This is a genomic window from Streptomyces sp. NBC_01426 (assembly GCF_036231985.1).
In the GTDB taxonomy this organism is placed as follows: Bacteria; Actinomycetota; Actinomycetes; order Streptomycetales; family Streptomycetaceae; genus Streptomyces.
Genome location: NZ_CP109500.1, coordinates 610724 through 632665, shown reverse-complemented (window position 1 = coordinate 632665; position 21942 = coordinate 610724). Strand labels below are relative to the sequence as shown.

Sequence of the window (21942 nt, the reverse complement as noted above, 5' to 3'; positions counted from 1 at the left end):
CCTAATTTTGTCGGATCAGGTCCGATCGGGCGTGCCGAGAGCCCGCGTCGGTCCCGGGCCGCGCGGGTACCGCCGAGCGCCGGACGGTCGGCGGGAGTGGTCAGAAGCCCGCGATGCGGGCGGCGAAGAACGCCGCGAAGAGCACCGCCCCGAAGGCGATGAGGGCCAGCAGGGCCCGAGGGTGTTCGAAGATCCCGCCATCGGCCCGTTCCTGGTGGGCCTCGGCGATGGAACCTTCACCGGGAGGGGTCTCTCCCGGCGGGACGCGTCGATCGGACATGGCATCTTCCTGTCCAGACGAGGACGGACCGGTGACTGAGGTCCCGGGTGTCGTCCTTGTCTCCACCATGGACGCGTGGACTCCGCCCCGCACATCGCATCGATCGTGCAGCGGTTGAACCGACCGCCGACGCCGACCGCCGATGCGGTAGTCCCGGGGGAAAACAGTCCGGCCCCCGACGCCTGGGCGTCGGGGGCCGGACCTTCAGTAGCGGGGACAGGATTTGAACCTGCGACCTCTGGGTTATGAGCCCAGCGAGCTACCGAGCTGCTCCACCCCGCGTCGGTAAACCCCACTGTACGCGACGCACGGCCCGCCTCTCGCCACGGTGCCCCGAGGCCGGCGAAGCCACGGGTACGGGGTGCGGGGCACCCGATACAGGTGCGGGGTGCCCCGCACAGGTCCCGGGCGGAGGCCGATGACGTGCTGCCGTCCCGTCCGTGCCCGAGGGCCGCTGGTTCGGGCAGTGGCCGCCGGGGGCTCGGCCGGGCTCCGGGTGGGGGGAACACCCGAGCCCGGCGCCGCGTGCGACGGGACGGCAGCATCGTGCCGGTCGGCGGGCGCGCGGCCGGGGGGACGGGCACGCGCGCCTACCGATCTCGACGGGTCGCCGCACCACTCGAAGTGGCAACCCGCCGCACGACGCGTATGACCCGCCCGGCGTGAGGTAAACCCCCTCTTGGAGCAAAGCCGTTCTCCCGCGCCGTACTTGACGGCCGAAGCGGTTCGGGGGCGAGCGTGTGATGGTTGTCGTGCCCGGCCGTGCGTCAATTCGGCCGCCACGTACGGGTCACGGGCGGCAGTATGTCGGGCAAGGGCCCACCGCGGAGTCCCACAGGGCACACTCGAACCACACGACCGTGTCGAAGGGCGATGGGACGGCCAGTTGAGTGACACCCACGAGGGCGAGAGCGACCCCGTAGGCCTGCCCTGCGTGCTCTCCGAGGACGTCGCCCGATTCATGATCGACCCGAATCTGCCCCCGTGGGCCATGGGGGCGATCATCGCGGCGATGGTCGGCATCGGGGAGTCCCGCGGGCTCGTGCCGGGCAGCACGACAGCCGAGGAGTGGCCGGAGTGTCGGCTGTTGCCGCTGGGTGACGACGGGACGCTGGGCATCGTCGAGTACGTCATCGCCGAGGACGCGGAACCGCCGCAGGTGGTCGTCACCCGGATCCTCCTGTACTGACCGGACGGACCGCGGCGCGCGCCCCGGCCGGCCCTTGCACGATGCCCTCCCGGCCGGGCGGCGTTGACATCCGACCGGGTTGCGTGCGACAAAGAGCCCTGGTCGTGGACCCGGCAGACGCTCCGTCGCGCACCGCGCGAGACGCCGTGCGCGCCCTGTCCGCCCGTGCTGACAGACCGCGCGCAATCCATTTGTGCCGACAGGCCCGGACACGGGAATAGTTACCCCGACCGACTTCACCGCATCACCGAACGGACGTCTGACTTGACGATCATTCCTGGCTCGCGCGTCCCCGGTAGAACCTGGACGATCCGCCTCACCGGCCACGCCGACCACACCGTCACCCTCACCTGCAGCACCCCCACCTGCCGCATGCCTCCCCGGTCCCGGGACACCAACGCCATGCGCCGCTTCGCCGCCGAGCACGCCCGGGCTCACGCCCGGCTGGTCACCGTCCAGCCGCAGGCGGACTGTGCCTGCCGTGCGGCCGAGTGCTCGCTCCACGAGGACACCCGGGCGAGCTGTTTCGGCGCCCCCATGCTGTTGCTGGTCCACAACCCGGCCATCGGCCAGGTCTGGACGCTGGCCGAGATCTGCCAGGCCTGCGCCCCCCTCATCTCCCATGTCGTCGTGCTCGGGCGGGCCGAGCGCCCCCTCACCGCGCCGGCCGCCCCCGCGAGTGCACCCGGCCCCGCACCGGCCCGGCCCGTCGTGCCGGGGGGATTCTCCAACCCGGAACCCGCACCCGAATCGACCGTCAAGCGCCGCCGCCCCCGCTACGGCGGCCCCACCCGACTCCCGCGCTGACCCCCTTCCGGGTGCGCGCCGCCCGCCCGGAAGAGGAAGTACGCGCGCCTCGACCGGACACCGCGCCGACGGCGCGCATCGACCGACGGCGCCGGTGATCCGACCGGCGCCCACAGGGCGCATGACTCGGCCCCGCCGGGTAACACGGCGTCAATGAGCAACGAACGCGGCGATGCCGCCAGACGCGGCGGCATGCTGCTGCTTCTCCCCGTGCACGTCGCCCTGATGACGGGCCTGGGCCTGCTGATCACCGTTCCCCTGGCGGGTCGGTGGCCGCTGTCGGCGGAGGACGGCGTCAACCGTGCCTTCGCCGCGCATCGCGGCGAACCCTTCACGGAGCTCTCGGAGTGGCTGTCCCTGCTGGCCAGCACCCAGAGCGTGATCGGTCTGACCCTCCTCTTCGTCGCGGCACTGCTGTTGCTGCCCCGTGTGGCGTGGCGGAGGGAAGCGGCGTTCCTGGCCCTGTCCGTCGCGGCGCAATCGGCCGTCTTCCTCCTCGTGACACTCGTCGTCGAGCGCTCCCGCCCCGACGTGCCCCACCTGGACCCCGCTCCGCCGACGTCGAGCTTCCCCTCGGGCCACGTGGGGGCCGCCACCGCGCTGTTCGGAGGACTGGCCGTGCTCGCGGCCACCCGACTGCACGGCGTCCGACGCGTTCTCGCGGTCGGCGCCCTCGCCTTGATCCCCGTCGCGGTGGCCCTGTCCCGGCTGTACCGGGGAATGCACCACCCCTCCGACGTACTGGGCGGCCTGCTCAACGGCGCCTGCACGCTGTTCGTCGTGGGGTACGCGCTGCTCCTCCCCGCCCACGCCCGACGGGACGACGCCCGCGGCGCCGCCCTCCCCACGACCCGAACCCCGGCCGATGCCGATGCCGACGCCGACGCGGACCCCGAGGGACTCGGAGCCGGTCGGGTCGTCGTGGTCCGTCATCCCCACTCCTGCGACGAGGAGTTGGCCGAGCGAGTGCGCTCCGTCCTGCACCACCGGGGCCACACCGACCAGGTGTGGACGCCGACTTCGGCCGACGACCCCAGCGGCGGGCTCGCCGCGCGGATCGGCGACAGCGGAACCACCCTGGTCGTGGCCTGCGGCGGCGACGGCACCGTACGCGCCTGCGCCGAGGTGCTCGCCGGCACGGACATCGCGTTGGCCGTCGTCCCCTGCGGCACCGGGAACCTCCTCGCCCGCAACCTGCGGCTCCCCGCGGATCCCGCGGAGGCACTGGACGCCGCCCTGTCCGGGAGGACCACCCGCATCGACATGGGCAGGCTGAGCGGCGACGGGCTCGAACCCGCCCGCTTCACGGTGATGGCCGGCGCCGGCCTGGACGCGGCCATGGTCCGGGACACATCGGACCGGCTCAAGGACCGGGTGGGCTGGGCCGCGTACGTGGTGTCGGCCGTCGGCCACCTCCGCGACCCGAGGATGCGGCTCTCGATCCGGCTCGACGACGGCGCCGCGCTGGAACGACGGGCCCGCATGGTCGTCATCGGCAACGTCGGCACCCTCCAGGGCGGGCTGCCGCTCCTACCGGACGCCCGACCCGACAACGGCCGCCTGGACATGGTGCTCCTCGACCCGCGCGGCGCCGCCGGATGGCTCGTCGCGGCGGGACACGTCCTGTCCCGCACCCTGCCCGGTCGGGCATCCGCCGCGCCCGGCACACCCGCCGGCGCCGTGGCCGGTGGCGCACTGGAGTACTTCAACGCCGCGCGGATCGACATCCGTTTCACCGGGCCGCAGCCGCGCGAGCTCGACGGCGACGCCGTCACGTCGGGTGCCCATCTGACCGCCGAGGTCGAACCGGGCGCGCTGCGGCTGTGCCTGCCGACACCGCGACCGCGCGTCGCCGCGGGCGTGCCGGAAGGCAGCGCCGTCACCACCGCCGGCTGAACGTGCGCGCGGAACGAAGACCTACGGACCTGCAACGGGGGGTTGGACAGCATGGGCACAGCGACTCGGGTACCACAGCGCCGCGACGTGATGGCGGTGGAGGCGGAGCTGCGGATGGAGGGCGAGGAACTGTCCGCCGAGGAGGCGTGGGCCGCGTTGCGCCGCCACGGCGGATGGAGACTCGTACGGGACGCCTTCATGAGGTTCCGCTACGCCGACGGGTTCAGCCATTCCCGGGCGCTCGCGCTCCAGACGGTCCTGTCGATCGTCCCCCTGGCCATCGCCGTCATAGGCCTCTCCAGCGTGCTGCACACCGAGGACATAGGCCGGATCGCCGAACTGACGATCCGGCGGCTCGCGAGCGGCCCCAGCCAGGACGTCGTGGACGACGCCCTGCTACAGAGCCGCCGCCAGGTCGGCGACGGCAGCCAGGCCGCGCTCTGGCTCGGACTGCTGTTCTCGGTGGTCAACATCACCACCAGCCTGTGCCAGGTGGAACGCGGGGCCAACCGCATCTACGGAGTGGAACGCGACCGCCCGTTCCTGCGCAAGTACACCCGAGGGCTGATGATGGCCGTGCTGGCCGGGCTGCCCCTGGGACTGAGTTTCGCGGTCACCGTCCTCGGCGCCGACCTCACCCGGGCCGTCGCGGAGGTCTACCAGCTGAGTCCGACCACCACCCGGGTGTGGGAGATCCTGCGCTGGCCCGTCGGCATCCTGCTGGCCGTGATCGCCACCAGCGCCATCTTCCGCCGTTCCCCGAGGCGCACCCAGCCCGGCTACACCTGGCTGGCCTTCGGCGCCGGCGTCTACCTGGCGCTGTGGCTGGTGGCGACGTGGGGACTGAGTCTCTACGTCGGGGCCAGCGGCTCCTTCAGCAACGTGTACGGACCCCTCAGCGCCTTCATGTCGCTGCTGCTCTGGTCCTACCTCACCTCGCTCGCCCTCTTCCTGGGCCTCGCGTTCGCCGCCCAACTGGAAGCGGTACGGGCCGGGGTGGCGGCCCCGATCACCGACGACCCCGGGGTCTGACGAGACCCCCCGCCCATCTCCCCGCACGGAAAGGAACACCCCGACGATGGTTCAGCGCACCGGCCGGCCGCGGCGACTCCTGGAGGGACTCATGTCCCGCCACTTCGGACCCGACACGAGGTTCGGCGTGCGGCTGTTGGCGACGGTGGTCGTCACCGCCGTCGTGGCCGTGCCCTTCGCCCTCGCCCTGGTCCTCGTCGAGTCCGGGTGGGCGCCCCTGTACCGCCTGGACCGGCACACCGCCGAACAGCTCCACCACTCCGCCCTCGGCCGCCCCGGATGGGTGCGGGTGCTCGACTTCCTCACGAACGTCGTGTGGGGGCCGTTGACGATGCGCCTGCTGGTGGCCGCCCTGGTGGTGTGGCTCCTCCTCCGGGGCGCCCGACGCCTGGCCGTGTGGGCGGCCGTCACCGCGATCGGGAGCGGCCTACTGGGCCTGCTCACGAAGAACGTGGTCGAACGCGCCCGCCCCCATCTGCCCGACCCCGTCGCCGACGCGCCGGGCTTCTCCTTCCCCTCCGGGCACGCCATGACCGCCATGACCTCCTGCGCCGTGCTGCTGCTGGCCCTCCTGCCCCTGGTGCCCCGCACGTGGCGGCCGCTGCCGTGGCTGCTCGCCGGCCTCACGGTGCTGGGCGTCGGCTACACGCGGATCGCACTCGGCGTGCACTGGGTGAGCGACGTGCTCGGGGGCTGGCTGCTGGGTCTGGCCGTGGTCACCGCGACCACGCTGGCCTTCGAGGCCTGGCGGTCCGACGTCGGTCGCGACCGCACCACGCCCGCGGAGGGTCTGGAACCCGAGATCGTGGGCGCCGACCCCGAACCGCCCGTCGACGTACGACGCATCTGAACGGGAGGCCCCGGGGACACGCGTCGGCCCCGCCCGGGCATTCCGGACGGGGCCGACAGGACGGGCCGTACCGACGGGCCGTACCGGTGGGTGTCCCACCGGTACGGGACAGTCCGCCGGGGGTCAGGCCACGACCGCGGGGTCGTCCACGCCGTACACGGTGTCCCACGGCGCCGGACCCGTGCCGGCCGACCAGTCGTCGAGCGCCTGCCGGTCGAAGCAGAGGATCCCGCACTGCTCGGCGTACTCGACGGCGGGCTGGGTGTACTCGCTCGTGGTCACCACCGCCGCGAGCTGGGCCTCGTGCACGGCGAAGCAGGTGCCGCCGAAACGCTGCATGTCCTGGGAACCCACCTTGTTGGTGGGGCCGTAGCGCTTGCACTGGATGACGACGCGGCGGCCGTCGGGGGCGGTGGCGAGGACGTCGGCCCCCAGGTCCCCGGCCCCGCCGACGACCTGGACGTCGCGGCACCCGTCCCGCTCGCAGAGGTCGGCGACGGCCTGCTCGAACTCGTAGGCGTCCAGCAGGGTGTAGTCGACCCCGCGGACCTCGTACACCGGGGCTTCCACGGCCGCCGCAGCCGCTTCCGCCGCCGCGACGGCCTCGGCCTCCGCGGCGGCTGCCGCCGCTTCGGCCTCCGCCGTCTCGGCCGTCTCGACGGCGGTGGCCGCGGCGCACCGCAGGGTGCGCGCGGTGCGCCGGGCCGCCCTGCGGATCCGCAGGCTGCGCCGCGCGGGAGCCGAGCATCCGGCCACCGCCACGCACGCCAGGACGACCAGGGCGGCGACGAGGGGGTGCTCCCGGGCGGCGTCGGCCAGGACCCGCAGGGTGAGGCCCGCGCCGCACACCGTCAGGGCGGCGATGACGAACCAGCGGGCGGTGGAGCGTGTGCTGAACCGGTACCGAGGTCTGGCGGTGTACTCGGGTCGGACGGGTATGGTCATCGGCGCGCGCCCCCTGGTCGTGTTCAAGATCGTTGGTGGCGTCTGCCCCGACCACCCCGCTTCACGCACAGGCCCGCCCCGGTCACCGCGCCGGGTGTCGCGGACGGACCTGGTGCCGACAGGGGTGATACGAGCCGCCATACTGGGGCGACTTTGAGGAGCATGGACATGACGGATCGAGATCTGGCGCAGCACCCCGGCGGCGCGGACGTGGCGAGCCCGGAGATGGCGGACCCCGCCTCCCTCGCCGACCGGCGCATTCGTCGCATCCGCAGGCGCCTGGAACGCCTGATCGGCGTGGCCGCGACCGAGGGGAACAGCGTGCTTCCCCTGCGGAACGGGGACGAGATCTTCACGGCGATGCTGGACCGGGTCGACTCGGCCCGCCACACGGTGGACATGATGACGTTCGTCTACTGGAAGGGCGACATCGCGCGCCGCTTCGCCGAGGCGCTGGCCGGTCGGGCCCGCGCGGGCGTCCGGGTGCGCCTGTTGCTGGACGGCTTCGGCAGCCGCCTCATAGAGGGCGAGCTGCTGGAGCAGATGAGCAACGCCGGCGTCGAGGTCGCCTGGTTCCGCAAGCCGCTCTACCTCTCGCCGCTGAAGCAGAACCACCGCTGCCACCGCAAGGTGCTGGTGGTGGACGAGGAGGTGGCGTTCACCGGGGGCGTCGGCATCGCCGAGGAATGGTGCGGCGACGCGCGCAACCCCAAGGAGTGGCGCGACACCCACGTGGAACTCCGCGGACCGGCCGTCGACGGGATCGCGGCGGCCTTCGCCCAGAACTGGGCGGAGTGCCACGACGACCTCTTCGACGACCGCGACCGGTTCGTGGACCACAAGCCCGCCGGCGAGGCCATCGTTCAGGTGGTCCGCGGCTCGGCCAGCTTCGGCTGGCAGGACATGCAGACGCTGATGCGCGTCGTCCTCGAATCGGCGGAGGAACGGGTCCGTCTGGCCACCGCCTACTTCGCCCCCGACACCTATTTCGTGGACCTGCTGTGCGCGACGGCGCGCCGGGGCGTGGCGGTCCAGATCCTGCTGCCCGGGTCCCACACCGACAAGCGCGTGTGCCAGCTCGCGGGACAGCACCATTACGAGGCCCTGACCGCCGCGGGCGTGGAGATCTTCCAGTACCGGCCGACGATGATGCACGCCAAGGTCATGACCATGGACGGCGTCGTCTCCCTGGTGGGCTCGACGAACTTCAACCGGCGCTCCCTCGACCACGACGAGGAGGTCATGCTCGCGGTGATGGACGTCGAGTTCACGGAGGTGCTCGACGCACACTACGACCAGGACCTGGACGTCAGTGACCGCATCAAGGCCGGCCGGTGGAAGCGCCGCTCGCTGCGCCAGCGCGCCCGCGAGACCGCGGTGCTGCCCATCCGCCGCTTCCTCTGACCCCGCTCACGCCGCAGTCCCGGCCTCGATCGCGGGGTCGGGCGGCGCGCGATGCCCCCGTTGCGAAGGTGTGAGCGACGGGGGCCGCTCGTTTCGCCCCTGCGCCGTCCCGCCCCTATGACCTCGTGGCCCGACGCTCGGCGGCCACGATCGCGTCGAGGAGGCCGGGGAAGGCCTCGTCCGTCTCCGCGTGCCTCAGGGCGTTCATCCGTGAGGTGCCCGCGTAGTACTGCCGGATGAGGCCCGCCTCGCGCAGGATCCGAAAGTGGTGCGTGGCCGTGGACTTGCTCACGGGAAGGTCGAACGCCCCGCACTTGATGTCGGCGGGGGAGTCGCGCAGTTGGATGAGGATGCTCCGCCGCACGGGCTCGACGACGGCTTCGAGCACCTGCTGGAGGGTGATCGTCCGCAGGTCGGGGTGTGCGGGGACGCGGTCGGTGTCCATGCCCCCATCGTACGACGGTCATGAAAGTGAGACAGTCATAAAAGTTTGACAGTCATCGTACTTTGGGATGGGGTGAATGGACGACCCTTCCCCAGGTGAAAGGACGACCCGATGACGAACCCGATGACCAGGACGGTGCTGTTCCACGAACTCGGCGGGCCCGAGGTGTTGAGGGTGGAGAACACGGACGTCGGAGAGCCGGGACCGGGTGAGGTGCGGATCCGTGTCGACGCCATCGGCCTGAACCGGGCGGAGGCGCTGTTCCGCAGCGGCCTCTACATCGAGCCGGTGAAGCGCTTCCCCGCGCGCCTGGGTTCCGAGGCCGCCGGAGTCGTCGAGGCGGTCGGCGAGGGCGTCACCGGGTTACGGCCCGGACAGCCGGTGAGCACCGTTCCCGGCTTCTCGCAGAACGACCACGGGGTCTACGCGGAACGGGCGATCGTGCCCGCCTCGGCGGTGCTGCCCCGCCCCGAAAGCCTCGGAGCCGTCGAGGGCGCCGCGGTGTGGATGCCCTACGTGACGGCCTACGGTGCGCTCGTGGAAGTCGGTGGGATGCGTCCCGGCGACACGGTCGTACTGAACGCGGCGTCCAGCAGCGTGGGTCTCGCCGCCATCCAGGTCGCCGAGCGCATCGGTGCCACGTCGATCGCCCTCACCCGCACCGCCGCCAAGCGGGAGGCCCTGCTCGCACAGGGCGCGGCGGAGGTGATCGTGACCGACGAGGAGGACGTGGTCGAGCGGGTGCTCGCGGCGACCGACGGTCGCGGCGCGGAGTACGTCTTCGACGCCGTCGCCGGTCCCGGTGTACTCGAACTCGGGAAGGTGGTCGCCGCCGACGGGATGCTCCTCGTGTACGGCGCCCTCAGCGGCCTGCCGACCCCCTACCCGGGCCTCGATCTGGGCATGCCCGCGCTGAACATGCGGACGTACACCATGCTGGAGACGACCGCCCGGCCCGAACGACTCCGACGGGCGCAGGCCTTCGTGGCGTCCGGTCTGCGCTCGGGCGCCTTCCGGCCGGTGGTGGACCGGACGTTCGAACTGGACGAGATCGTCGAGGCCCACCGGTACCTGGAGTCGAACGCCCAGATCGGCAAGATCGTGGTCACCGTCTCCCCTTGACCCGCCCTACCGGGTCACTGACCCACGGCCCCGTCGGCATGCGGCGGGGCCGTCGCCGTTTCGGGAAGCCGGTGGGTACCGGGCCCGACTGGAACAACCCGGCTTCTCTCAGGGCGAGTTGGTGATGTCGGTGGCACACGAAGCCGCTCCCCATGACGGCGTGACGATGAGTGGCACGCCCCCCCGAGGTGTCCCCTCAGTCGAACGGGGCGTCGGAGTAGGGCGTTCGAGAACCGCTGGCAGTCAACCGGTCTCTGGTCATCGGAATTGCCCACACCCACACACTTCACAGGCAGCGTGGGTAGAGTCCGCACCACACACATCGATCGAGGAGCCCTCATGCCCACGCAGGAGATTCCCACTCTCAAGTCCCAGTACGCCGAGAAGGTCACCGCCGACCTTGATCTGAACACCGCCGAACAGGGCCGCATTCGCGAGGAGATCACCTCCCTCCAGGAGCGTCTTGCCGGCCTGGAGCAGGACCACGAACTCCTCGTCGGGATGCGTTCCGCCCTCGGCAACAACGCGCTCGCGGTGCCCGGACCGCGGTCCGGCAAGAAGCCCGCGACGGCCGCGCCGGCCGCCACGTCCACGAGGAAGCAGGCGGGAGCGAAGGCCGCGGCCACCGGCTCCGCGAAGAAGGCGACGGCGACGAAGACGTCGGCCGCGCCGAAGTCCACGGCGGCCAAGTCCGCGACGGCCAAGTCCACGGCGGCCAAGTCCGCGGCGACGAAGGCCACCGCGACGAAGGCCACCGCGACGAAGTCCGCCGAGACGAAGGCGGCCGCCGTGGCCGCCGAGCCGAAGCCGGCCGCCGCGAAGCAGCCGGCCGCAAAGAAGCCCGTGGCCAAGAAGGCGGCGGCGTCGGACAAGAACCAGGTCCCGCTGACGGAACTCATCCACCAGCACCTGACCGGCCAGACGGAGCCGAAGACGGCCGGCGAGATCTCCCAGGCCCTGGCGATCGCGCACCCGGACCGCAGCCTCAACGACAACCTGGTGCGCACGAGCACCGAGCGTCTGGTCGCCCGCAGCCTGGCCGAGCGTGCCAAGCAGGGCTCCACGGTCTACTACACGGCCACCCGGCCCGTGGCCGTGGCCGCCGAGGCTCCTGCGGTGACCGCCGACAAGGCAGTGGCCGCGACCACCGTCTGATCCGAACACGCGTGGTGCGTCGGGGCTGTTTCCACCGGCAGGGCGGAGCCTGGCCGGGAGAACAGCCCCTCGCGCACGCGGACACGCAGGACACGCAGGACGCGCCTGATCGGTCGTGCCGTCAGATCGCGTAGGTGCGGATTCGTGCACGCTCGACGGCGGCTGCGGCGAATCCGCTGATCAGCGGGTGGGCGCGGGCGCCGTCCCCGTCGAGTTCCGGTTGGAAGAGCGTGGCCAGGAAGAACGGGTGCGTGGACAGTTCGACGATGCGGACCTCGCCGGATTCGTCGGTGCCCGGAAAGGTCAGCCCGTGTGCCCGCACGAGTTCGAGGTGGTACGGGTTGGGTCCGTAGGCGCAGTGGTAGCGCGCCCGGGTCCGAGCGGACCCCAACAGATGGGCCGCGCGCGAGTCCGGGGCCACGCGTACGGTCCCCTCGTGACCCATCAGTGAACAGGCCAAGGGGACGACCACGGAATCCTCGGGCGCGGTCGTCGGATCGTTCTCCGCGTGTCGGGCACGCTCCAGACCGCAGACGTTCCGTGCGAACTCCAACAAAGCGTGCTGGAAACCGCCGCAGGTGCCCAGGAAGGGAACACCGTTCTCGCGTGCCGAACGGATCGCCGTCAGTACACCGCTCTCGCTGCGGTACGGACTGCCGGGCAGCACCCAGACCGCGTCGAAGCCCTCCACCCCCAGCCCGGCCTCTTCGGTGGGGATCCAGTAGGCGTCCAGGTCCAGCCCGTCGCGCAGGCGCAGCGCCTCGATCAGGCCGGGGACGCGAACATGGGAGTGGACGGAGTCGGAACGGTCGCCCACGAGGGCGACACGTGCGGTGGGGTTCATGACAACCATCCTGCGGAACAACCGGTCATCAGGTCCAACGATGATGTGCGGTGCGCTCATCAGTGATACTGATGCCCATGGATCCGCATCTGCTGCGCACCTTCGTCGCGGTCCTCGACCACCGCTCCTTCTCCACCGCCGCCTCGGCCCTCGGCTACACCCAGTCCGCGGTGTCCCAGCACATCGCCGCACTCGAATCCGACCTGGGCGCCAGGCTGGTCGAACGTCGGCCCGTGACCCCCACGCCGGCCGGTGCCCGGCTGATGGAACACGTCCCCGCCCTGCTGCTGCGTCTCGACGCCGCCCGCGCCGACATCGCCCGCCTGAACCAGGTCCCCACCACCCGACTCGCCTTCGCGTGCTCGCCCGCGGCCCTCGGTACGCCGGTCGCGCGGGCCCTCGCCCGACTGCGGGCCGGCACGCGCGTGGACGTGGAGGTACGCGTCCTGAGCCGGGAAGCGGTCATCGAGGACGTTCTCACCGCACGGGCCGACCTCGGCCTCGTCGACGGCGTCACCGCCCCCAGCGACCCCCTGCCCCTGCCGGACCTCGGCCCCACCACCACCCTGGCCGCGACCGAGGAACCCCTGGCGGTGATCCTTCCCCTCGACCACCCGCTGGCGGAGCGTCGATCGCTGCGGCTGCCCGACCTCACCCAGGCCCAGTGGATCGACGCCCCCGACAGCGCCGTTCCCCTCGAACGACTGCGTACCGTGTGCCGCGCCGACGGATTCCCTTCGCGGATCCGCCACCGCGGGACCGACCTCTTCGGCCTCGCCGCGCTCGCCGCCGCCGGCCACGGACTCGCGGCACTGCCCCTGTCGTCGGCCACCTCGCTCCCGGCCGTCGTGGCGGTGCCGATCCGCGCACCGCGCCTGATCCACCGCACCGAACTCGTACACCCCGCCAACCCCACCGCTCCCGCACGGCGGTTGATCGACCTCATCCTCGGGCCCCCGCCGCACCCGTGACGTGGGCGGGGCCGGCGCCCACGTCACGAGGTACGCCGCCTCAGGAGACGGCGTACCACTGGCTGCCCCAGCCGGTGTTGATCGTGCTGGTGGATTGCTCGGCGAGGTTCAAGGTGGCCGGGAGCGAGGTCTGTCCCGTCAAGACGGTGCTGTAGCGGAGGTTCGGCGGGGTCAGGCCCGCGTTCACCGAGATCCCGGCTCCCGTCGACTTGAGGGTGAGGGCGTTGGTGGCCCAGCTCCCGTTGAGGAGCAGTGCCACGAAGTAGGTGCCGGGTTCGGCGGTGAAGGGCTTGGACAGGGGCAACGGCTTGGCTATCGCGTCGGTCATGAGCTGCGGCGAGATGTCCGCGGTCGACGCGCGCAGGGTCCCCCGGGCGTCGTAGACACCGAGCCGGCAGTCGGAGAGCCGGGCGTTCGGGTCGATGCCGGCCAACCCCAGCCAGATGTTGGACCATGCCGTCCGCTCGCGCAGCACGATCCGCACCAGCGTGACCCGTCCGGCCACGCCCGCGACGGACTGCGCCGTCACGTGCCCCGCGTCGTTGGGGTCACCGGTCCAGGCCAGCAGATTCTGGTCCTGCGGCCGGGGGCCCTCGTACACGCCGGCGCCGCCCGGCGCGGTGGACGCCACCGGAGGGGGAGTGGCGGCGCCGCTCCCGCTCCCGCGAGGACTCTCGCCCGGGTTCCCGCCGGGCGAGGTGCAACCGGCCAGGACGAGCAACGCCGCGAGCGCGGCGGCGAGGCCGGTCGAGACGGCGGTGGTACGCGTGCGCATGGTCCCCCCATGAGGTGCTGATGTGCCGAAGTGCCATGGTCACACGCCCCCCGCCCCCCGCTCCCCTGCCCCCTGCCCCCTGTCACGTTCGCAGCCGCCGTGCCCGAACCGCGCCTACCGTGCCGAGGCCGTGCCGGGGCCGCCGCCGCTGTTCGGTGTGCTCGGTGTGGGCGGCCCGCTCGGCGTGCTCGGGTTCGGGGTCGCCGACGGTTGGGCCGGCGGGACGGGCCAGACGTGGTCGGGCGTCACGATGGAGGTGACCGCGTTCCCGATCATCGAGGACAGGCTCTTGCCCTTGTAGTCGATGTCCGTGTTGACCAGCACCACGAGGGTCGCGTCCTCGGCCGGGAGCTGCGCGGCGATGGACTCGTAGCCGGGCAACTCCCCGTTGTGGCCGAGCCAGCCGTTGAAATCGAGGATGCCGAGACCGTACGAGGCCCCGGCGACGCCGACCGATCGGGTCTTCAACCGCTCGGCCTGCGTTTCCTTGGTGAGGAGTGTGCCGTCCGCCAACGCCGGAGCCCAGGTATGCAGGTCGTCGAGATCGGAGATGACCCCACCGGCGGCCCAGGCCCACGAGGGATTCCAGTTCGTGGCGTCGGCGACGCTCCCGTTGGGAGTGAAGTCCGTGTACCCGTGGGCGTGCGGGTCGGGGACGGCACTGTCGTCGGGCAGCGAGGTGTCGTTCAACTTCAAAGGGGTGAAGACGTGTTCCTTGAGATAGTCGCCGAGGTTCTGCCCACTGACCTTCTCGATCATCATTCCGAGCAGCACGGTGTTCGTGTTGCTGTACTGCCACTTGGTGCCGGGGGCGAAGTCCGGCGGGTGTCTGAAGGCGATGTCCAGGAGCCCGCGCGGGGTGTAGGTCCGATGCGGGTCGGCGCGCAGTTGCGCCAACCACGCCTTGTCCTCGGTGTAGTTGAAAAGGCCGCTGCGCATCCCCGCCAGCTGGCGCAGGGTGATGGAGTCGCCGCCGGGGACACCGGTGACGTACCGGGAGATCGGGTCGTCGAGTCCGACCTTGCCCGCGTCGACCAGTTGGAGGACGCCCGTGATGGTGAACGTCTTCGTGATGCTTCCGATCCTCGTGTAGAGGTCGGACTTCATGGGAGTCCCGGTCTTCTTGTCCGCGACACCGAAGGACTTCTCGTAGGTGCCGCGCCGGGGGATCCACAGACCGACGTTGAGACCCGGTACATCGGCCTCGTCCATGATCTTCGTGATCGCCGCGTCCAGTTTCCGTACGGTGGCGGGATCGAGGTCCTGCCGCGCGGAGGCAACCGCCCGGTCGGGGGCGGTGCCCGCGCAGAGGGCGGCGAGCAGGACGGCCGCCACGGTGGGTATGGCGGCCCGGGTGGACCGTCGAACATGCGACGGGCGATACCTGCCCATGGTCGTTCACCTCTGGTCCGGGTCGATCGGACAGGCGTTTCCCGAGCCCCCGACGGTGTCTCCCCCCATGGTAGGAGCGCCCGCCCTGCCACGCGCGATGTCGAAGCGGCCACCGGACCGGCCGAACGCCTCCGCGTGTCCCCGTCCTGATCCGCCACGGCCGGGCCGTCACCCGGACGCCGGCACCGCCCACGCCGGGTTCCCCGCCGCGGTGACCGGTTCTGCGAACGAGAGGACCGGCAGGCCCTCAGGGGTTGAGGGCTCCCTTCCATTCGGTGCTACACCACACCCTTGCGGGTGACGGTTCGGAATGGTGTGCGGATGTGTGCGGGGTGGGCGTGCGAGGTTCTCTCCCGGACAGGGCCGTGGCCCGCACCGTGTACGGAGACTTCGGCCTCCCGGTACGGGGCGGGAGGCGGTGGCGCGCGGATCGGGCGTCGATCGCTCCTGTCCACGAACGCCCGGCCTTCGTGTCATCGGAGGCGGGCTCGCACTCACCGGAAGGATGCACATGAGGAAGCTCGCTTGGGCTGCACGCAGTGTCGCGGCAGTATCGGGGGCCATGCTCCTGGGAGCGCTGGCAGTGCCGTCCGCGGTCGCCGACGGCCCGGAATCCAAGGGCGCCCCGGCCTCGGCCGACAGCCACAAGTGTCAGACGGACCGTGACGTCAGCTCGGCCGTGGTCGACTACTCCAGCAGTGGTCTGTTCGAGACCGTGTTCCGCGCGGCGACCGACCGCCAGGGCCACGCGTTCCTCAACGACAGCCGCAACCCCGGTGTCTGGATCAACCTCGGTCTGCTCGACGGCGCCCCGAAGTGCACGCGCGGCACCGCCGTCTCGGTCACGGAGGAGGACCCCGGCCACCTCTTCATCACCCTGCTGGGCAGCAACGGGAAGCTGCACCAGGCCCGCTGCGTCACCAACAGCACGACGCCGTTCACGCCCGCGACCCTCCCCGCGGCGTGCGCCCCCGGCTTCACGACCCTCCCCGGCACGCCCGTTTAACCACTCCGCCCGGTCCGGCCCGTCAGTGCACCGGACCTGAGTGGATGCCCGTCGTCACGGCCGGCCGCACCACGCGGTCGGCCGTGACGCGTGTCCGGACGGTGCCGCCCCTCTCCACCCTCTGCCGTCGTTCCGTTCTGCCGTTCTGCCGTTCCTCCGGCGCGGTCAGACCGTGCCGAGGTCCGAGCTCACCCACCGCTGCGGACGCATGTGGAAGACGAGCTGCTCACCGTGGTCCTTCCAGGCGAAGTCGACGTAGCCGTCGACCTTCTCCGCCGGCAGGTACCGTGAGGCGAGCTCCACCAGCTGGTCTCGTTGGGCCGGCGCCGTCGAGGTGACCGGGCCCTCGACCGACACGTACCGGATCGTCGGCTTCAGACGGTCCACCATCAGCGTGAACCGGCCTGCGGAACCGATCAGTTCGGCCTTGCGGGAGTCCCGGCCGGTCATGATCCAGAGGTCGCCGCCGGGAGCGTACTGGTACCAGATCGGGACGGTCAGCGGTGCGCGCTCGCCATCCGCGCCCGCGTTCACGGCGAAGGCGGCGACATGGGGCTCGGCGAGGAACTGCTCACGCTCGGTACGGGACAGGGCCACGGCACACTCCTTCAGCGGGGGAGACCTTCGACTGGAGGAATCTGCCCCGCTTCGTCCGTATTCCCCGCTTCTCACCCGCATGGCGCAGGGGTACTTCGCCATGCGGTTCGGGTGGGGCGGATCGGTGGCTCCTCCGTTCGCAAACGACGACCCCGTAACCTCCCGTCGAACCGATTCGCCCTCGGGGAACCGTGTCGGTGGCACCACCGCGCCTGTTGTTCGAGCACCGTACGGTTTCGTGTTCACCTTGGAGGAGTCTTGCTTCCACCGCGGTCTTGTTCCGCCGAGATGCGGAGGGCGCCGGTGAACCGGACCCGCCTCAACATCGTCGGCGTGCACCTCTACCTGGAGCGGGACGCCAAGGTGCTCCTGGGCCTGCGCCACCCGGATTCGGCGTTCGCCGGTTCGACCCACCACTTCCTGGCCGGCCACTGCGAGGACGAGCCGGCGACCGCCTGCATCGTGCGCGAGGCATGGGAAGAAGGCGGATTGCGGATCCGACCCGAGGACCTCGAACTGGTCCACGTCGTCCACGTCCTCGACGAAGGCGGCGACGGACGCCCGCGCATGCAACTCGTCTTCCGCGCCGATACGTGGGCAGGGGACCTGGAGGTCCGGGAGCCGGACAAGTGCGTCAGCTGGGACTGGTGGCCCCTCGACGCCCTGCCCGAGCCCCTTGTGCCGTACACCCGGGCCGCGATCGAGGGGATCCGGGCGGGCCGCCCCTACACCGAGCAGTGGCCGGCCGCCGGATCGGCCCCGGGGGAGCCGGTCCGGCGCCCGTCCTCGGCGGCGGTCGGCCCGGGCGGCGCGCGATGAGTGGGGGAGTGAGGTACAAGCTGACCGTCGACGCACACCTGCTGCTGCGCCGCGACGGCGTGCGGGGGCCGGAGGTCCTGCTGTCGCGGCGGGCCGGGGCGGTGTACGCGGCCGGGATGTGGCACCTGCCCTCCGGGCACCTGGACGGTCCGCACGAGGATCTCGTCGAGGCGGTGATCCGGGAGGGACGCGAGGAAACGGGCGTCCTCATCGATCGGGGGGACGTGTCGCACGCGGTGACCGTGCACCACCGCTCCCCGTTCGGCGGTGCGCGGATCGGTGTGTTCTTCGAGGTCCGGCGCTGGACGGGCGAACCCCGCATCACGGAGCCGCACTTGTGCGACGCCATGGCCTGGCACCACGTGGACGACCTCCCGGATCCGATGGTCGCCTACTGCCGGGCCGGTCTCGAAGCCCACCGCGCGGGCCACCCGTTCGCACTCCACTTCCAGCAGCCCGGCGATCCGATCGCCCACCTCACGGAGGCGCCGGACCGGACGGAACCGATGCCCGGCCCGTACCACTGACCGGCCGTGCCTCCGGCCGTACCGCTTCCGACGACATTCCCACCGCCTGGTTCGGGCAACTCGCCGAAGGCGGGCGGCTCGGTCCACGCCTTCGGTCCGGACGCCAAAGCGGCCGCGGACACCCTGGCCATGTCCCTCCTCGCCTGGGACGGCGCGTACCGCGACGGACCCGGGCCGGTACTGACCGTCCACCCGCGCGTCACGCACACCCCGGCACCCGACCGGGGCCCGGTCACCGAGAAGAGGAACACGGTGTGGACATGGCACTGGCCCGCGGCCCTGACCGAAGGGAGCGCCCCGACCGAGGCGACCGGGGGACGGACGGAGGGGCCCACCCCGCCGGATGAGTACGAGCGCACGCGACTGCGCGCACGCCCGCCCGGTCGTGACACGCCGGAGGCGGGGGCGACCGTGTCAGGTCGCCCCCGCCTCGGCCCGATGCCGCGGGGCCGCGCGCCCGGGACTCACCGATCCCGGATGCGGCTGGTCAGCGCGCGGCGCCGAAGTCCTGCGTCCAGTACGAGTTCGGCTCGGCGAGGCCGACGCCGATCTCCTTGAACGCGCAGTTGAGGATGTTCTCCCGGTGTCCGGGGCTGTTCATCCAGCCGTTCATGACCTGCTCGGGCGTGCTGTAGCCGTAGGCGACGTTCTCGCCGTAGGTCATCCAGCTGTAGCCGGCGCGGGTGATGCGCGCGCCCGGGTCCGAGCCGTCGGAGCCGGTGTGCGACATGTTGGAGTTCGCGGCCATGTCCTTGCTGTGGTTCAACGCGGCGGTCGTCAGCTTCGCATTGACGGTGAGCGCGGAGCAGCCGGCCTTGGCGCGCTCCTGGTTCACGAGGGCCACCACCTCGGCGGCCGGACCGGAGGACGGCGCGGTCGGGCTGGTCGGCTCCGTCGTGGCGACGGGGGCCGGCGGGGTGACCGGAGACGGCTGTGACGGCCTCTCGGGCTTCGTCGCCGTGGGGGGCTTCTTCGCGCCGGTCGACGGCTTCGTCCTGTGCGTACGGTGCGCGGCCGGGGTGGTCGGCGTGGAGGGCGCCGACGGTTCGATCGTCGCGATCGGGGTGCTCGTGTCGCCCGCCAGGTTCTGGAGCGACGCGTCGGGGGTGGGGGCACTGGTGGTGGGGACACTGTGGGAGGGGCGCACGTGCCGGCCGGTGGCGGTTGCCGCACCCGACTCCTGGGTGTCCAGACACGCCATGGCGGCGGTGGGTATGCCCACGATGCCCAGGGTGACGGCGGCGATCGATATTTTCTTGTAGTGCGTCCTCTTACGGTGCTTCATGCGTGACCTCACTTGGTTTCTGCGAAGCGTCCTGCGCCTGAGCTGCCGGAGCGCCGGGCGGGCCGCCATTCTTAGAAGCCCCGTACAGGGCTGGCAAGTCTCGGCGTCGGCTCGCACGCCGGCGCCGATCACCGGGCTTGAAAAGGATGCGCAGTCGTGCTGCCCGGCCGGTCGACGCGATGCGCGAGACGGGTGACGTCCCATCAGGACCCCGCCAGACAGGGCCGATCGCCCCCTCGCGTCTCACCTGCCGATTCGCCCATTTCGGTGGAGAGGGGAATGTCGATCCTCAACGGACAAATATCGATATGTCCGGGAGGCGGTAGTGGACGTAATGGTTCCGTGATCTTTCTGCGCCCCGTGACTCATGTCACTGTTTCGCGCGGAACCACGCGCCGTTCGGCGGCCGCACGCCACCTCCGCGCCCGCGCGCGTCGGTCTGGTCGTCGGACCGGCGGAGACGACCTTCGGGCGAGGTCCGCTCCGGTGACGACGGCTGTCCCATGGGTCGAGGGTCGCCGACGTCCGGCCGCCCGCCCGTGCGGCAGGCCGCGGCGACACCGCAGGTGGGTTCCAACTGGCCCTGTGCATCAACGTGTTGCGTGTCCCGGTGGGCGGTGAACACCTGTTGTCGGGACCCTTGCTGTGCCGTCGAGGTTCGCCAATGATGCTCCCGGCGCGCCGACCGACAGGGTCGGGAGCCACGCGTCACTCCCGAACCGAACGGCCGGAGGCCTGTTGTGCGGACCAGTCATCACATTCGGAGATCATCCGTCGTCGTCGGCACCGCCCTCGCGCTGGTCCTCGCCGTCGCCCAGACGGCCTTCGCGGCTCCGCCCCCGGCACTCCCCACCAACGCCGAGGCCGTCGAGCTGACCTTCCAGCCGGCCTTCGACTACGACACGGACGGCTGCTACCCGACACCCGCCATAGGGCCGACCGGAGTCCTGAACGGCGGCCTCAACCCCAGCGGCGCCCTCAACGGCAACTGCCGCGACGCCTCGGACCTCGCCAACACCAACAGCTACTCCCGCGCCAAGTGCAACAACGGGTGGTGCGCCGTGGTGTACGCGCTGTACTTCGAGAAGGACCAGGCCATACCCGGCATCGGGCTCGGCGGTCACCGTCACGACTGGGAGCACGTCGTGGTGTGGATCCAGAACAACGAGGCGAAGTACGTGGCGACCTCGGCCCACGGCGACTTCAACCTCCACACGCGCGACCAGATCCGCTGGGACGGCACCCACGCCAAGGTCGTCTACCACAAGGACGGGGTGGGAACCCACTGCTTCCGTGCCGCGAACACGAACGACGAGCCGCCCGAGAACCACCGCGGCACCTGGCAGTTCCCCGCGCTCGTCGGCTGGTCGGGCTACCCGGCGACGCTGCGGGACAAGCTCAGCCAGGCCGACTTCGGCAGCGCGCACTTCGGCTTGAAGGACGACTCCTTCGCGTCCCACCTCGCGAAGGCCAAGCCGGCGGGCATCCCCTTCGACCCGTACCAGTAGACGCGCCGGGGACGCCCGGCGACGAAAGCCGCAACAGGCCCGTCGATGCGGGCCGGCGCAGGCTCGGCGGCGGCAAGGGCCGCAACACGCCCGGCGGGCACGCCCGCGCGGGCCCGGCCGCCCCCGACCTTCACGGCCTCACGGCCGCGGTGACGACACGGGGCGCCGCGCGGCCTCCACGGGCACGCCCGCCGGGCTGTTGTGGGCCGGCGCGGTGCGACCGAAGTCGACGGAGGTGAAGTGCCCGCGCAACGCGCGGTCGAGGACCACCAGCGACGCGGCTTCGGCCAACCCGCGCGGGACCGGCACGGGCTCGCCCGGCCTCGGCGGCAGCCGCCGGGGCGCCTCCAGCCCCTGGAGCAGCCGCTCCAACCGTCGGTGGTGCCGGGCGAAGACCCGCGCCGGCGCCCACCGGCCGCGGGCCTCCTGGCCCGCGAGCGCGTCGGCGGCGGACACGGCCAGCATCACCACGTGGAGTTCCCGGCCGTCCCGCGCCGCCGACCGTGCCAGCCGGCGGCGGATCCAGGGCCGGCTCCCGCAGTCGTGGACCAGCAGCGGCCTGCCCGTGCCGAGGGCCTCGTGCAGTCGCCGTACGTACTCGATCCGGGCCCACGGCCGGTACACGGCGTAGGGCAGGCGGGCCGGCACCCGGGCCCGGCAGGCCTCGCGGACGTCACGGGGATCGACCGTGAGCGTGCCGGGGGACCAGTTGCGCAACAGGGTGCTCTTGCCGCTGCCCGGCAGACCCGATATGACCACCACCGCACCCGGGGGATAGGACAGGCGGTCCGCTCCCACGTCATGCCCCCGCAGGTCCACCAGACCGCGCGGCCGCAATGCCGTCGCGTCCGCCTGTTCCATGCCGCTCATGTGGGCCCGCCCCTCGCTCCGTACGACGCCCCCGTCGGCCCGCGGGTCGACGGCGGGCAGGGACTCTGTCCACGAGGTCGTGCGGTCGCCTTCGGTCGACGGAGCCGTGGAAGTACGACGGAGCCGTGGAAGAACGTCAGGAAGGGGATTCACCGGCAGACGCTACCCCGGTGAGCAATCGGACCCGCCGGGGGGATCGACAAGCAGATGCGCCCCGCGGGCC

At 71.7% G+C, this 21942-nt stretch carries 22 protein-coding genes and 1 tRNA gene; 13 read left to right on the top strand and 10 right to left on the bottom strand.

Annotation, left to right across the window (positions count from 1 at the left end; translation table 11 throughout):
• Window positions 1–100: 100 nt before the first annotated feature.
• The gene (locus OG906_RS03070) at window positions 101–280 is read right to left on the bottom strand and encodes a DUF6480 family protein (RefSeq protein ID WP_267800550.1); all 180 of its coding nucleotides are present in this window, start codon (window positions 278–280) and stop codon (window positions 101–103) included.
• A 208-nt stretch (window positions 281–488) separates the two neighbouring features.
• A tRNA-Met gene (locus OG906_RS03065) sits at window positions 489–562 on the bottom strand.
• A gap of 604 nt (window positions 563–1166) precedes the next feature.
• Between OG906_RS03065 and OG906_RS03060 the strand changes: the two genes are divergently transcribed.
• The 5 genes from OG906_RS03060 to OG906_RS03040 all read left to right on the top strand — a co-directional run bounded on the left by OG906_RS03060 (window position 1167) and on the right by OG906_RS03040 (window position 6054).
• Window positions 1167–1469, top strand: coding sequence for a hypothetical protein (locus OG906_RS03060; protein ID WP_329439705.1), 303 nt, complete (start codon window positions 1167–1169; stop codon window positions 1467–1469).
• A gap of 264 nt (window positions 1470–1733) precedes the next feature.
• Entirely contained in the window at window positions 1734–2276 is a 543-nt protein-coding gene (locus tag OG906_RS03055; protein ID WP_329439704.1) for a hypothetical protein, read from the top strand.
• A 153-nt stretch (window positions 2277–2429) separates the two neighbouring features.
• Window positions 2430–4172 (top strand): diacylglycerol kinase family protein, encoded by a 1743-nt coding sequence (locus tag OG906_RS03050; protein WP_329439702.1) that lies wholly within the window; start codon window positions 2430–2432, stop codon window positions 4170–4172.
• A 51-nt stretch (window positions 4173–4223) separates the two neighbouring features.
• The gene (locus OG906_RS03045; RefSeq protein ID WP_267800554.1) at window positions 4224–5204 is read left to right on the top strand and encodes a YihY/virulence factor BrkB family protein; all 981 of its coding nucleotides are present in this window, start codon (window positions 4224–4226) and stop codon (window positions 5202–5204) included.
• Window positions 5205–5295: 91 nt separating this feature from the next.
• Window positions 5296–6054, top strand: a complete 759-nt coding sequence (locus OG906_RS03040) for a phosphatase PAP2 family protein (RefSeq protein ID WP_267800600.1) — start codon at window positions 5296–5298, stop codon at window positions 6052–6054.
• 123 nt (window positions 6055–6177) lie between these two features.
• On the opposite strand, the gene OG906_RS03035 is transcribed toward OG906_RS03040, so the two are convergent.
• A complete protein-coding gene (locus OG906_RS03035) occupies window positions 6178–6999 on the bottom strand; it encodes a restriction endonuclease (RefSeq protein ID WP_329439699.1) in 822 nt (273 codons plus the stop codon).
• Between the two features lie 225 nt (window positions 7000–7224).
• Here OG906_RS03035 and OG906_RS03030 point away from each other — a divergent pair, with 225 nt between their 5' ends.
• Window positions 7225–8403 carry a phospholipase D-like domain-containing protein gene (locus OG906_RS03030; RefSeq protein ID WP_329447910.1) on the top strand — a complete coding sequence of 393 codons (1179 nt, stop codon included), beginning with the start codon at window positions 7225–7227 and terminating at the stop codon, window positions 8401–8403.
• 115 nt (window positions 8404–8518) lie between these two features.
• Here the strand turns inward: OG906_RS03030 and OG906_RS03025 are convergent, their stop codons facing one another.
• Window positions 8519–8848 (bottom strand): ArsR/SmtB family transcription factor, encoded by a 330-nt coding sequence (locus OG906_RS03025; RefSeq protein ID WP_329439697.1) that lies wholly within the window; start codon window positions 8846–8848, stop codon window positions 8519–8521.
• Window positions 8849–8959: 111 nt separating this feature from the next.
• Between OG906_RS03025 and OG906_RS03020 the strand changes: the two genes are divergently transcribed.
• Window positions 8960–9970 (top strand): zinc-dependent alcohol dehydrogenase family protein, encoded by a 1011-nt coding sequence (locus tag OG906_RS03020; protein WP_329439695.1) that lies wholly within the window; start codon window positions 8960–8962, stop codon window positions 9968–9970.
• A gap of 339 nt (window positions 9971–10309) precedes the next feature.
• Window positions 10310–11125, top strand: coding sequence for a hypothetical protein (locus OG906_RS03015; RefSeq protein WP_329439693.1), 816 nt, complete (start codon window positions 10310–10312; stop codon window positions 11123–11125).
• Between the two features lie 121 nt (window positions 11126–11246).
• Here OG906_RS03015 and OG906_RS03010 read toward each other — a convergent pair whose 3' ends face one another.
• Window positions 11247–11969, bottom strand: a complete 723-nt coding sequence (locus tag OG906_RS03010) for a CTP synthase C-terminal region-related (seleno)protein (protein WP_329439691.1) — start codon at window positions 11967–11969, stop codon at window positions 11247–11249.
• Between the two features lie 77 nt (window positions 11970–12046).
• Here OG906_RS03010 and OG906_RS03005 point away from each other — a divergent pair, with 77 nt between their 5' ends.
• Window positions 12047–12940, top strand: coding sequence for a LysR family transcriptional regulator (locus OG906_RS03005; RefSeq protein ID WP_329439689.1), 894 nt, complete (start codon window positions 12047–12049; stop codon window positions 12938–12940).
• A 40-nt stretch (window positions 12941–12980) separates the two neighbouring features.
• Here OG906_RS03005 and OG906_RS03000 read toward each other — a convergent pair whose 3' ends face one another.
• Both OG906_RS03000 and OG906_RS02995 read right to left on the bottom strand, forming a co-directional pair.
• A complete protein-coding gene (locus tag OG906_RS03000) occupies window positions 12981–13715 on the bottom strand; it encodes a hypothetical protein (RefSeq protein ID WP_329439688.1) in 735 nt (244 codons plus the stop codon).
• Between the two features lie 114 nt (window positions 13716–13829).
• Window positions 13830–15107: a serine hydrolase domain-containing protein gene (locus OG906_RS02995; protein WP_329439686.1), complete on the bottom strand. Its 1278-nt coding sequence runs from the start codon at window positions 15105–15107 to the stop codon at window positions 13830–13832.
• A gap of 511 nt (window positions 15108–15618) precedes the next feature.
• Between OG906_RS02995 and OG906_RS02990 the strand changes: the two genes are divergently transcribed.
• Complete coding sequence (locus tag OG906_RS02990; RefSeq protein ID WP_329439684.1) at window positions 15619–16113, top strand: hypothetical protein; 495 nt, start codon at window positions 15619–15621, stop codon at window positions 16111–16113.
• Between the two features lie 165 nt (window positions 16114–16278).
• Here the strand turns inward: OG906_RS02990 and OG906_RS02985 are convergent, their stop codons facing one another.
• Window positions 16279–16710 (bottom strand): pyridoxamine 5'-phosphate oxidase family protein, encoded by a 432-nt coding sequence (locus OG906_RS02985; protein ID WP_329439682.1) that lies wholly within the window; start codon window positions 16708–16710, stop codon window positions 16279–16281.
• Between the two features lie 303 nt (window positions 16711–17013).
• Between OG906_RS02985 and OG906_RS02980 the strand changes: the two genes are divergently transcribed.
• Window positions 17014–17529: an NUDIX hydrolase gene (locus OG906_RS02980; protein ID WP_329439680.1), complete on the top strand. Its 516-nt coding sequence runs from the start codon at window positions 17014–17016 to the stop codon at window positions 17527–17529.
• Between the two features lie 8 nt (window positions 17530–17537).
• Window positions 17538–18056, top strand: coding sequence for an NUDIX hydrolase (locus OG906_RS02975; RefSeq protein ID WP_329439678.1), 519 nt, complete (start codon window positions 17538–17540; stop codon window positions 18054–18056).
• 487 nt (window positions 18057–18543) lie between these two features.
• On the opposite strand, the gene OG906_RS02970 is transcribed toward OG906_RS02975, so the two are convergent.
• Window positions 18544–19341 (bottom strand): CAP domain-containing protein, encoded by a 798-nt coding sequence (locus tag OG906_RS02970; protein ID WP_329439676.1) that lies wholly within the window; start codon window positions 19339–19341, stop codon window positions 18544–18546.
• 740 nt (window positions 19342–20081) lie between these two features.
• Here OG906_RS02970 and OG906_RS02965 point away from each other — a divergent pair.
• Window positions 20082–20849 carry an NPP1 family protein gene (locus OG906_RS02965; RefSeq protein ID WP_329439674.1) on the top strand — a complete coding sequence of 256 codons (768 nt, stop codon included), beginning with the start codon at window positions 20082–20084 and terminating at the stop codon, window positions 20847–20849.
• Window positions 20850–20987: 138 nt separating this feature from the next.
• Here OG906_RS02965 and OG906_RS02960 read toward each other — a convergent pair whose 3' ends face one another.
• Window positions 20988–21719: an AAA family ATPase gene (locus OG906_RS02960; protein WP_329439672.1), complete on the bottom strand. Its 732-nt coding sequence runs from the start codon at window positions 21717–21719 to the stop codon at window positions 20988–20990.
• Window positions 21720–21942 lie beyond the last annotated feature (223 nt).